Here is a 12,604-nt window from a genome sequence, read left to right on the forward strand (position 1 = left end):
TTAAAAGACTTTTCAAACGTTGAAAATCAATGTTGCAAACTAAATTCTTGTTTTATGAAAGTCAGATGACCGAATGTGTATAAATCAAAAAAATCAAGATATTTTTTGGGTTTTTTTCAGGCCATTCTGCCTCGCGCCCTGTTATTCGCTGTAGGCTTCAGCGGTGGCGTCGTGGGGGTGTAAGGACTCGTGATGGGTCACCCGTAAGTGGAAGTGTTTAACGGCAGGCTCTTTGCCCAAGGCCTGTTTGATGCGCCTGGCGGCATCTTCACAAAACATCAAGTTTTGTCCATTGCGCAGCGCAAAAGCCTGTTCGTCGGCCCGCTTGACGGCGGCCTGAACGGCCGTTTGTAAAGCGTTTTCGACCAAGTCGATCATTTTCAACAACGGCACTTGCTGTTGTTGTTTGGACAATTTGACTTTAACCACGGCTGAGCTTCTTTGGCTGTGTGGGGTGGCATTGATGCCTTGTTCCGACCCCAACCAGTCCACCACGGCCTGAAAGTCCACCGCACCGGGGTCAAAATTTTGTTTGAAATTTTCTTGAATCAACTGTCTGGCCAAGGCCGCTGAACAGGGACAGGTGCTGGAATAAGTCACTTGAAAGCTCAGGTATTGGCTGAGCCCAGATTGGTGACATTGAACCACCGAAAGCTTGATTGGATACGATCGCCACCCGGCATTCTCACTGACCAAGGCCGGTCGGCGCAACAGCGCTTCGGATTCAACTTCTATCAACGCGTTTTGCGAGAGTTCGCGATGCGAGTCCAGAAACTGATGGGTCAGTTGTTGCAGCTGTTGGTAGTCTATTCGACCGCCACTGAAGACCTCATCACAGGCCAGGTACAAACGCGACATGTGGATGCCTTTGGAGACCTCATCATCCAGCGACACTTCAGCCCGCACGCGAGCCACCGCCGGCGGTATCGAAACATCGGCCTGCAACTGCAGCGGCATTTCGATGTCACTCATGCCCACCCATTGCAACTGACCGCCCACTTTGGCTTTTTCCTCAGCGGCGATGTCTGGCAGGGTACACGATTGGTTGGTGGAATCTAACACGGAAACTGTCTATGCGGTCAAAGCTCTGATAATGAGGCCTATCTTAACAAATTCAAGCACCGCGCGGGTTGCTTTCACTTGCTTTTTGCCGTTCTGAATCCCGCTTTCGGGTTCACAGGTCATTGAAGCGGTTGTGCTGGAATCCAGGGATCGCCACCGACAACCCGCGGGTGCCGACCATGGTTTTGAACTTTTCCCCCATTTCTTCGGGTAAGACCAACTGTTTCATTTCCGTCACCAAGCGGTAATGTGCGGTGAATTCTGCGGCTGGGTCCAACCATTGTTCGATGCCTGTGGCCAACAAAAAATCGGCCTGCGTGGTGTAGCCTTGCACCGTCAACCCGGCCGCTTCCATGGCTTCGGCCACGGCCGTGAAATCAACAAAGGCGGTGATGTCTTGCAAACCCACGTCCTGATAGGGGTTGAAGTTGGCTTGGTGGCGGCGGTGACAAACCACGGTGCCGTGGCGTCGTTGGGGGTGATACAAAGTTCGTCGCCCAAAACCATAATCCACCAACAGCACCATCCCTTGTTGCAAACCTGCCGTGATCGAGGCCAACCACGGTTTCAGCTGGGGGATGAATTCTCCTCGGTGACCGGATTCCACCTGCAAATCCATTTGGTCTAATTGGGCCGCCATGGCGTGATCAAACCCATGCCAGACTTCGGTCAACTGGCCGCCTTGATCGACCAACATCAGGCGTTGGTATTGTGTATCTTGCCAACGAAAGACTTCCACCGGTAAAGCGTCAAGCACTTCATTGGCGAACACAATCCCGTTAAAAGGGGTGGCAGGCGGCTGCGCTTCCCAGCTCACCAATCGCGCCAAATGGGCGGGCAATTGGGCCACGGCTTGTTGTTGCACGGCCCGCAGATCACCGCTGATTTCCACCACCACATAGCGCTCGGGCAGCACCCCCAACTGATCCAAAGCTTGCAGCACATCGACACAAAAACGCCCAGTCCCAGCGCCCAGTTCCACCACCGTTGGTCGGGTAACTGCGGTCAAAACGCGGGCAAAAGTGACGGCATGACAGCGGGCGAACAGCGAGCCCAACTCAGGGGCGGTGACAAAATCACCGGCCGAACCCAATTTATGCAAGCCGGCGCTGTAATATCCCAGCCCCGGTTCGTACAAAGCCATTTGCATGAATTGAGCAAAACTAATCGCACCTTTTTGTTTGATTTGTGCGGTGATTTTGTGTTGCAATGAACGTTTTATTTCAGACAGTGAATCGGACATCTTGGATGGACATGGATTTAACAATTTGGCTGCACAACAACCCCTATCAGAACAAAGCAGAGGCCAAACCCCACTCAGACGCCATTTTACAGCAGTTGTTACAAAACACACTGAATACCTCAAAAACCCTGACCATTCACAAAAACGACCACGGCAAACCCTTTGTCAATGAAGCGGTTTATTTTTCTCACAGCAATTGTCGCAACCTCCATGCCTACGTCATCTCAACCACCGCAGAGGTCGGGGTGGATGTCGAATACATGCGCCCCAACCACGCTTTTCAAAAACTCGCTGACCGCTACTTCAGCCACGATGAACTGGCGGCCATGCAGCCGCTGGCAGCGGCTGCCCGCCGGTCCATGTTTTATCAACTGTGGACGCTGAAGGAAGCTTGGTGTAAATTGGACGGCGGCAACCTGTGGTCTTATTTGAATCGATCGGTGTTGGGCTTGGCCCAAGGCCAGTCAGCGGTGATGCCCGACAAGCACATCAAGACCACCCAAGACATTGCCGGTTATGCTTGCGCGGTGGCTTGCGCACAACCTTTCAATCGGATCTGGATCAATCATTTGGCATGACATGAAACGCACGATATCAACAAGTTGGCTGCTGTTCTTGCTGCTCAATGCCTGTGCCGTGAACAAGGAAACCATTCGGCAAGTGGAACAAGTGATTGAAGTCAAGAAAGACGACACCATCACCTGTCCTGAGTCTGAGCCCAACCGGTGCGCGCTGCCCAGCCCTTTTGCGGCCCAATTTCACTTGGCCACTGATCACGGACGCAACCGCATGCTGTTGTTGGATCATGGCGAAGATTCTTTGTTGGCCCGCATTCATCTGATTCGGGCCGCCACCGAATCCATCGACATCCAAACCTTCATTTGGGTTAATGATGAAGCCGGTCATTTCATGTTGCGCGAGTTGTTGGCTGCTGCCAAACGCGGGGTCAAAGTCAATGTCGTCATTGACCAGTTGTTTTCCATGGGCAATTCCTGGTTGGTCACGGACCTGGCCACCTTGCACCAAAACCTGTCATTCAAGTTGTACAACCCGGTGTTTCAGGACGCCCACACCTCGCCGTTTGAATTCTTCAGTGCCATGGCCTGTTGCATGGCTCGCTTGAACAAGCGCATGCACAACAAAACCTTCATTGTGGACAACCGCTATGGCATCGTGGGAGGTCGCAATTACCAAAGTCGTTACTATGACTGGGACGAGAATTTCAACTACAAAGACCGGGATGTGTTGGCCATCGGTCCGGTGGTCGCTGACATGACCACTTCTTTTGACAGCTTTTGGACCAGTCCCCATGTGGTGCCGGTGGAACACCTGCGCGATGTCAGCGCCCGCATCCTCAACAACGAACAATCTAAAATTGATTGGCAACAGCCCTTGAGTGAAAAAGCAGTCAACCTGCTGGCCCGGGCACAGGATTTGCCGCAGGTGATTGCCACCTTTTTTCCCCACATCATCGAAGTGGATCGGGTTGATTATTTCAGCGATACTCACGACAAACCATTCAATCGGGAAGCACGCCAAGCCAACGAGCAGCTGACCCAACAAATTCATCAAATTTTTGCCTCTGCCCAGCACAAAATATTGATCCAGACACCCTATTTGGTGTTCAGTCGGCAAGCCCGCAAAACCTTGCGCAAACTGCGCAAGAAGAACCCCGAGTTGGACTTGTTGGTGTCAACCAACTCCCTGGCCTCAACCGACGCCTATTACGTCTATGCCATTTCCTATAAATACAAGCGCTTTTATTTGAAAAAGCTGCAAATGCAAATTTTTGAATACAAAGACCGACCTGGCATGATCACCGAGCACTTTGCCCAACACACCGTCAATCAAAGTACCCGCATTGGCATGCACGGCAAATCTTTTGTCATTGATGACCACATCGCCATGATCGGCTCGCATAATTTTGATCCCCGCTCAGATGTGCTGAACACCGAATCGGGCTTTGTGATTTACAGCGATGCTTTCGCGGCGGCCTTAACGGCCAACATCGAAACCGACATGTTGGACCAAAACAGTTGGGTGGTGGCGGCCAAAGAGCAAATCCCCTTTTTCAGCCACATCAGTGGCATCATTGCCACCATTTCACGCAAACTGCCGATTTTTGACATCTGGCCTTTTCGCTATTCAACCAGTTATCGACTGAAAGCGGGCTATCCTGAAGTGCCACCCGATCACCCTGATTTTTATGAAAATTATGAAGCCATTGGCAATTTCCCTAATGTCAATTTGTCTTCCAAACAAATACAAACGATAATAATATCCGCTTTTGCTGGTTTTGCTGAACCTGTGATGTAACAGAGAAGAATATGAATAACAGAACTAAACTTATTATTTTGGCCGTGTTGTTGGCGGCGGTGGCTTTGCCGTATTGGCGCATCAACCACAACAGCCAGTTTTTTGCCGAAGGCATCATCGGCCACCTCAGTCACTTGGGTGAATGGTCACAACAAGGTGTCAGCACTTCATTGAATGGCGAAGTCTCCATCAGTGGTCTGACTTTTCGCCCCAAAGGATTCCAACAATCGATTCATATCAATTCCATCAAAGTCCACACGGACATGAAAAAGCTGTTGTTCTCTGGCAGCCAAAGCCTGATCACCCACATGCCCAAAAACATGACCCTATCATTCAGCAATGTTCGGGTGTCTGGCGACGGCAATGACTTACAGCAAGCCATCAACCAAGCCAACTATTGGCCGATGGCCGCGCAATACTTGGGCGCTTTTGGCTGTGGCGAAAGCCCTGGACCGGCCTTCAGCAACAGCCAGTGGCAAGCCATTTTCCCCATGGCACCGACCTTCAATATGGAAGTCAGTTATTCATTGGTGGATGATTACCACATCGACTTTAATGTCAACATCGACAGCCCGGGCAATTGGTTCATTGCCTGGTCAGGCACCCTGACCCGCCCCAGTGACATTGAGCGCATCACCTTTCATGACACCATCATGGACACCTTGTATTACTACCACATAGACCAAGGTTTCAATAAGAAGCGCAATGACATGTGTGCCCAATACAACAAAAATTCATTCGCCGCATATCGCTTAAAAAGCGCCGAAGAAATCCAAAAACACCTGCGTGTTTACGCCGGCAAAGAGATGCCCGATTTTTTGAGCAACCAATACCAACGGGCGCTGTCTGAAAACATCGAACTGAATGCCATTTTCCAATTGATCGAACCCAAGTACATCTTTGAAGTGACCGACATGAGCCAAACCCAGTTCTATGGCCAGGTGAACATCGAAGCGGCCCTGGGCGAAAATGAATACCAAAAGATCGAACTGGCCGACATTGACTTTTTGGAACTGGACATGGACACCTTGCGGGCTGAAATGGAAGCCAAACAAAAGGAGGCTGAACGCCTGGAAGCCGAAGCCAACAAACCCAAAGAGTTGCTGAAAACCATCACCCGCAGCATCGGCCGCAGTGTCAATGAAACCAAAATTTCTGATTGGTCACAAGCGGTGGGACAAAACATCAAAGTCAGGACCAAACGGGGACGACCCATATTCGGCCGCCTGATGTCCATTGACAGCGATCAACTGACCATTTCTTCAAAATACATGCGCGGTAATGCCACCATCACGGTAGCCCGCAAAGACGTGGTGTCGATGAGCGTCAGTCGCTGATCGCCCGGACTGATGGCGGTCACTGGCAAGCTGCTGGGGCAATGGTGGTTCTGGCTGTTGCTGATGATGCTGTTGGTCGTGGCATCATTGACTGTGGGCACCGTATCGGTGCCCCTGACGGCCCTGTTCAACCCCGAGTCTGAATATTTCAACATCATTTGGCAGCTGCGCTTGCCGCGCATCATCAATGCGTTGCTGGTGGGAGGTTGCTTGTCCCTGTCCGGTCTGTTGATCCAAAACCTGGTGAAAAACCCCTTGGCCGATCCGTACCTATTGGGGGTCTCAGGTGGGGCAGCCAGTGTCCAATTGATGGTCATTCTGATTGGCTTAAGCTGGTCCCAACATGGCCTGTTTGTGGCTGGTTTTGTGGGCAGTTTGTTGGCCACCTTGCTGTTGTTGAAACTCAGCTATGAAGGCCGCATCAGGCCCGACAAAATCACCCTCAATGGCGTGGTCATGGCTTTTGGCTTTGCCGCCTTCATCAGTTTCATGTTGACCACCGCTTCGGGTCAACAAATTAAATCCATGATGTTTTGGCTGATGGGGGATTTGAGTTACGCCCAACCCAATGTGCTGATGCCGGTGCTGTTGCTCATCAGTGTGGTGGCTTTGTTCCGGCGGCACCGGGCCCTGGACCTGTTGGCCCGGGGTGAGTTGTTTGCCATCAAATCTGGGGTCAATGCCCACCGCATCAATTTGCTGGTGTTCATCATCACGGCCCTGTTGACCTCCATGGCCGTGGCCCAAGCCGGCACCATTGGCTTCGTGGGCTTGATCATTCCCCACCTGGTGCGGATGATGGCGGGCTATCAACACCGGCAATTGATCCCCATGTGTTTGTTGGTTGGGGCCTGTTTTTTGCTGGCTGCCGACACCTTGGCGCGGACGGTGATGAGTCCCCTGCAATTACCGGTGGGTATTTTTACTGCCATGATTGGTGTGCCGGTGTTTTTGTGGCTCAATCGGAGGGTGTGATGCTGACCATCGAAGGCTTGCACCTGCATCAAGACAACCTCACGGTGTTCAAAGACCTCAACGCGGCCTTCAAGCCCGGTGAGTTTTGGGCCGTGGTCGGACAAAACGGGGTCGGCAAAACCACCCTGTTGCAAACCATGGCGGGCATCAGCCAGCCACGTCAAGGGCGGGTGCAAGTGGCCGGGCACAACCTGTTTGAGCTGGACATCGCCGCGCGGGCCCAGCAAGTCAGTTTTTTGTTGCAAGACCAAGAACCCTGTTTGGCGTTTTCGGTGCGCGATGCGGTGGGCATGGGCCGCTTTCCTTGGCGCAGCAAAAAGCAACAAGATCAAGCCATCACCACCGCAGCCCTTGAGACCTGTGGCATCAGCCACCTGGCAGACCGCTCCATCCTTAAATTGTCCGGTGGCGAACGGCGCAAAGTAGAAATCGCCACCTGTTTGGCCCAACAATCGGACTTTTTGTTGTTGGACGAACCTTTGAATCACTTGGATGTGGTCTACCGTCAACAGATCCTTAAGGTGTTTGCTGAATACAGCCAACAACGCTGCGTGGTGATGGTTTGCCATGATTTGGAAGTTATCAAACACCACTGCAGCCATGTGTTGATGCTGATGGCGAATGACTGTTATCTGGCGGGTACTTCCGCTACAATATTGAATCAAACCAACCTGGATCAACTGTTTGATGCCCGCAGCGAGTAAAACAAGCACCAACTTCATGGCCACCATTGCCAAGCAATGGCTGCAGGCCAAAATCATCTCACAAAAAGAATTTGCCAAGTTGTTGGAGAAATCTTCGGTGACCTCTGCCTCGGTCCATCCCTACATCTCCATTGTGGACAACAAGCTGACCAACATCCAGACCGGCAAGCCCATCACCATGGAGTTTTTGACCCAATGGGTGGCCAAAATCAACAAATTGGATTACCTGAAAATTGACCCGACCAAGATCAACGTCAATCAAGTCACCCAGGTCATTTCACAAGCTTACGCCCGGCAGCACCAGATCCTGCCGGTAGCGGTGGACACCGGTGAGATCGTGATCGCGGTGGCTGACCCCAAAAACACCGCGTGGATCATTGACATCCAAAAGATACATCGCCAGAAAATCAAGCGGGTGCATGCCAATCCGATTGACATCCAACGCCTGTTGTTTGAGTTCTATGGCGTCAACCGTCAGGTCCAGGGCGCCAAAAAGCTGCACAAGTCAAAAAGCAATGACCCCGTGCTCAACCTCGAGCAACTGGTCAAATTGGGCGGCAAAAAAGACCTCAATGCCGACGATCAGCACGTCATTGGTTTGGTTGATTGGTTGTTGCAATACGCCTTTGATCAACGGGCCAGTGACATCCACTTGGAACCCAAACGCGACAATTGCCTGATCCGCTTTCGCATCGACGGCAAATTGTTGAAGGTCTACGACTTGCCACCGGCGGTGATGGCGGCGGTGATCAGCCGCATCAAAATCCTGTCGCGCATCGATGTGGCAGAAAAACGGCGACCACAAGACGGCCGCATCAAAACCGTGTCCCAAGGCAACCGCGAAATTGAATTGCGGGTCTCCACCATGCCCACCACTTTTGGTGAAAAATGTGTGATGCGGATTTTCGATCCGGACGCGGTGGTGGTCAACTACCAAGACTTGGGCTTCAGTGAAACCGAGGCCGAACAATGGCGGCAAATGATCGACCGACCGCACGGCATCGTGTTGGTCACCGGGCCCACCGGCTCGGGTAAAACCACCACTTTGTATTCCACCCTGAAAAAACTGGCCACCCCAGAAGTCAATGTGTCCACCGTCGAAGACCCCATTGAAATGGTCGATCCGATCTTGAATCAAATGCAGGTCAACCCCAAAATCGGGCTGCATTTCGCCGACGGGGTGCGGACTTTGATGCGCCAAGATCCGGACATCATCATGATCGGTGAGATCCGTGATTTGGAGACCGCTCAAATGGCCGTGCAAGCCTCTTTGACCGGTCACTTGGTGCTGTCCACATTGCACACCAACGACGCCCCCTCCAGCATCAACCGCTTGTTGGATTTGGGGGTTCCCGATTACCTGTTGCGCAGTACATTGGCCGGGGTTTTGGCCCAACGCCTGATTCGTTTGTTGTGCCCACACTGCAAATCACCCACCAAGGTGGACGCCGAGAAATGGGTCTCCATGGTGCACCCATTTGACATCCAGCCACCCAAGGAATTGTTTGAGGCCAAAGGCTGCGATGAGTGTCGCAACACCGGTTATCACGGCCGTTCTGGGGTGTTTGAGATGATGCCGATTCACAACCAAGTCCGGCGTTTGATCCGCAATGACGTGCCTTCTGAGAAAGTCGCGGCGGCGGCCTATGAGCAGGGCATGATGCCGCTGCGCATTGCCATCTCCCATTTGCTCAAAGCCGGCAGCACCTCATTGGAAGAAGCGATGCGCCTGGCACCACCCGATTTTCAACACCACTGACCATGTATTTGATCATCCAAACCGGTGATCCGGTGCCCTCAGCACAACGTGCTTTCGGACCGTTTTCGCGGATGTTCTGTGACGCCATGCAATTGGACCAAGCCCAAGTCATCAACGTGCATCGCCACGAGCCCTTACCGGCCATGGCCGAAGCTGCGGAGCAATTGACCGGCGTCATCATCACCGGCTCGGCGGCCATGGTCACCGACCAGGATGATTGGCTGAGAAAGACCCAAGCTTGGCTGCAAGCCAGCCTGGCCCACCACATCCCCACTTTGGGGGTCTGTTTTGGCCATCAACTGTTGGTGGATTTGTTGGGCGGGCAGGTGGCTTACAACCCTCATGGCAGGAACCTGGGGCTCAGTCGCTTCAGTATGAGTGCGGCCGCAGCCGATGATCCCTTGCTCGGACCCATTGCGCCGCTGGGTGCCATTGACACCCTGGCTTCACACTTACAGGTGGCCACCCGTTTGCCTCAGAGCGCCACTTTACTGGGCCATTGTGCCTTGGATGAGCACCACGCGTTTCATGCCGAGCAAGTCATTTGGGGGCTGCAATTTCACCCCGAATGGAACCCCACGATCACCCAGCATTACATCGAAACCCGGAGCCCAGAATTGCGCCAGGAGGACCACAGTCCCAAGGCCATGATTGAGGCACTCAGACCCTGTCCAGAGGCCACGGCCTTGTTGCGTCGCTTTCGCCAGCTGGCTGAGCAACGGCGGGCGGCTTGAAGGTCAATGCATCTGCAGTGAAACTCAGATTTCGGCATTGTGGAACACGTTTTGCACGTCGTCCAACTCATCCAACATGGCAATGAATTTTTCGAAATTGGGCAGGTCGTCGGCCCCAATGGCGGTGGTGGTTTGTGGAATGAATTGAATTTCATCGACCTCAAAATTAACCCCTTCAACCGCGTCTTGAATGGCTTGTTTGGCCTTGAAATATTCGGTGTGGGGGGTGAACACAGAGATTTTACCGTCTTCTGATTCAATGTCCGTGACGTCCACATCGGCGTCCATCAAAACCTCCAGAATGGTGTCTTCGTCATCCCCGTCAAACACCAGGATGGCGGCATGATCAAACATGTGCATCACGGTGCCTTGGGTGCCGATTTTGCTGTCGGTTTTGGTGAAACACAGGCGCACATCGCCAAAGGTGCGGTTGGGGTTGTCGGTCAAACAATCCACAATCACCATGCACCCGCCCGGGCCATAGCCTTCGTAGCGGGCCACGGCGAAATCTTCGCCGCCGGCACCTTGCGACTTGTCCAAGGCGTTTTTGATCACATGGGCCGGCACCTGGGCTTTTTTGGCCCGGTCCAACAAACTGCGCAAAGCCAAATTGGCATCCGGATCGGCGCCGCCGGCTTTGGCACACACATAAATTTCCCGGCTGAACTTGCTGTATACCTTGGCGTTGGCATCCGAAGTTTTGGCCATCGATTCTTTGCGGTTTTGGTAGGCTCTTCCCATGGTGATCTCGGTTAATGACTGAAAGGCCGCTATTTTACCGCGTTCAGCGCGGTTTGCAAAACCCGATACTCAATCATACAGGCCGGGTAAGCCCACGGCCTTGGGCGCTTGCTGGCTGTGCGGATGTAACAAGCCTTGTTTGATCCAAACCGGCCAAGGCTGCGGCTCGGCGGTGGTCGTCGCCGCCCCATACAGCTGTTGTTGTAAAGCATCGATCGCCGCTTTGGGTTCACCGTCGGCCAACTGGGCGCTGATTTGACCCAAGTTGGTGACCCGTTGCTCATGTGCCTGATTCCACCAATTAATCAAGGTCTGTTGTACTTCACTGGGGGTCGCCTGGGCCAACGAATTGATGGCCACTGGGTTGTTGGGGGCCGCCTCAGCTGCGCTGGCGTGGACTCGGCGTGCCGGTCGTCGCCACCAGAGCATGACCGTGAACAGCCACAACGCCGCGAACACCACCGTCAAGACCTGCCAGACAAACGCAGACCCAGTCGCCTCAGGGCTCACCAGCTCACCAATGGGCACCGCCGTGGGTTGAATGGCTGGTGGGTTGAAGTCCACCGCTTGTGGAGCTTGTACGGTGCTGGCATCGGCCGCCGCCACCGCCAGTGTGGTGGCCGGGATGCGTGCCACTTTGCCGCTTTGGCTGGTGGTATCAAACCAATCCAGGGTGAATTCCGGGATCTCCAACAACCCTTGGCGGGTGGGTATGATGGCATATTTGATGACCTTGGATGAAATCAATTGTTGCCCGTCCTGGCGGGTGATGGTGTCGGTTTTGTCTTGGTAAATTTTGGCCCCATCGATGTCAGCCAATTGCAGCTCTGGCAGTTGGGTTTCGGCCTGTCCAGCCACCGTCAGGTTGATGGTGCGGGTGATCGGTTCGCCGACCCGATACGGTTGGTCTTGTGACCAGCTTTGTTGCAGGGTCACTTGCCGGGCTGGGATCCAGGCCTGGTTGACGAATTCGGGCGGAATTTGTTTGATTTCCAAGTCCAGCATTTCGGACACGTGACGCACCGGTCGACCGCGTTGAAACAAACCAAAAGACTGGCGGCTGTTGTCGGTGACCTCGCCTTCAAAAACCAACGGGTTGAGGGTCAATGGTCCGCTGTTTTCGGCATAAATGGCGTATTTGCGCTCCAACACCTGGTAGGTTTTGCCATCTCGTTGTGTGGTGTAGTTGGCCCCTTTGCTGATTTGTTGCACAATCACCCCATCACCACCGGGCTCAGTCAAAGCCCCATTCTTGAGGTTGATGGCGTACATCAGCCGCACCGTCAGCAAAATTTCTTCCTGCACATAAGCGCTGTCTTTGTTGGTCTCCAACTCAATGAACAAATCGCCTTTGGCCTGGGCATTGGGGTCGGGCTTGTTGACGGTGATTTTGATGGTTTCGGTGCGCTCACCATCCACTTCCAACGGTGGAATCAGGTGGGTTCCCAATGACTTAGGCACCAACAACACCTGCCAAGTGGTTTGGGTATTGACTTCACCATTGATGATTTGGGTGGAGGAAGATTTGCCGGTTTGGCCCACGTGAAAAACCGCATCCAACAAGGTGAAATCCGGTTGGCTGTTGGTGTTTTTATCGGCCGTGATGGTCAATGTCAGGGATTCGCCAAACAACACCGTGGAGCGATCCACCGCCGCTTTGATGGCTGCTTGAGCCCAGCTGCTGAGCAGCAGCAAGGACAGCGCGATGATGCCAGTCACTGACCGTGACATGG

The 12,604-nt window shown here is 53.1% G+C and carries 11 protein-coding genes; 7 read left to right on the forward strand and 4 right to left on the reverse strand.

The window, feature by feature from the left end; all coding sequences use genetic code 11:
• Nucleotides 1–141: 141 nt before the first annotated feature.
• Nucleotides 142–1,062 (reverse strand): GTP cyclohydrolase FolE2, encoded by a 921-nt coding sequence (folE2, locus tag K7G70_RS00455; protein WP_223786619.1) that lies wholly within the window; start codon nt 1,060–1,062, stop codon nt 142–144.
• Nucleotides 1,063–1,174: 112 nt separating this feature from the next.
• Nucleotides 1,175–2,305, reverse strand: coding sequence for a class I SAM-dependent methyltransferase (locus K7G70_RS00460; RefSeq protein ID WP_223786620.1), 1,131 nt, complete (start codon nt 2,303–2,305; stop codon nt 1,175–1,177).
• Nucleotides 2,306–2,316: 11 nt separating this feature from the next.
• Here K7G70_RS00460 and K7G70_RS00465 point away from each other — a divergent pair, with 11 nt between their 5' ends.
• From K7G70_RS00465 to K7G70_RS00495, 7 genes are read left to right on the forward strand one after another with little or no spacing between them, the layout of a single operon-like run.
• Complete coding sequence (locus K7G70_RS00465; protein WP_223786621.1) at nt 2,317–2,883, forward strand: 4'-phosphopantetheinyl transferase family protein; 567 nt, start codon at nt 2,317–2,319, stop codon at nt 2,881–2,883.
• A 1-nt stretch (nt 2,884) separates the two neighbouring features.
• Nucleotides 2,885–4,621: a phospholipase D-like domain-containing protein gene (locus tag K7G70_RS00470; RefSeq protein ID WP_223786622.1), complete on the forward strand. Its 1,737-nt coding sequence runs from the start codon at nt 2,885–2,887 to the stop codon at nt 4,619–4,621.
• 11 nt (nt 4,622–4,632) lie between these two features.
• Complete coding sequence (locus K7G70_RS00475) at nt 4,633–5,958, forward strand: LSm family protein (RefSeq protein WP_223786623.1); 1,326 nt, start codon at nt 4,633–4,635, stop codon at nt 5,956–5,958.
• A 12-nt stretch (nt 5,959–5,970) separates the two neighbouring features.
• A complete protein-coding gene (locus K7G70_RS00480) occupies nt 5,971–6,933 on the forward strand; it encodes a FecCD family ABC transporter permease (RefSeq protein WP_223786624.1) in 963 nt (320 codons plus the stop codon).
• Entirely contained in the window at nt 6,933–7,637 is a 705-nt protein-coding gene (locus K7G70_RS00485; RefSeq protein ID WP_223786625.1) for an ABC transporter ATP-binding protein, read from the forward strand. The genes K7G70_RS00480 and K7G70_RS00485 overlap by 1 nt, the downstream gene beginning before the upstream one ends.
• Nucleotides 7,621–9,396, forward strand: a complete 1,776-nt coding sequence (locus K7G70_RS00490) for a GspE/PulE family protein (protein WP_223786626.1) — start codon at nt 7,621–7,623, stop codon at nt 9,394–9,396. Before K7G70_RS00485 ends, K7G70_RS00490 begins: the two co-directional genes overlap by 17 nt.
• 2 nt (nt 9,397–9,398) lie before the next feature.
• Nucleotides 9,399–10,130, forward strand: coding sequence for a glutamine amidotransferase (locus tag K7G70_RS00495; protein ID WP_223786627.1), 732 nt, complete (start codon nt 9,399–9,401; stop codon nt 10,128–10,130).
• Between the two features lie 24 nt (nt 10,131–10,154).
• Here the strand turns inward: K7G70_RS00495 and K7G70_RS00500 are convergent, their stop codons facing one another.
• Entirely contained in the window at nt 10,155–10,871 is a 717-nt protein-coding gene (locus tag K7G70_RS00500) for a YebC/PmpR family DNA-binding transcriptional regulator (RefSeq protein ID WP_223786628.1), read from the reverse strand.
• A 69-nt stretch (nt 10,872–10,940) separates the two neighbouring features.
• Nucleotides 10,941–12,602: a BatD family protein gene (locus tag K7G70_RS00505; RefSeq protein WP_223786629.1), complete on the reverse strand. Its 1,662-nt coding sequence runs from the start codon at nt 12,600–12,602 to the stop codon at nt 10,941–10,943.
• Nucleotides 12,603–12,604: the final 2 nt, after the last annotated feature.

This window comes from Marinicella meishanensis (assembly GCF_019931145.1).
Classification (GTDB): Bacteria; Pseudomonadota; Gammaproteobacteria; order Xanthomonadales; family Marinicellaceae; genus Marinicella; species Marinicella meishanensis.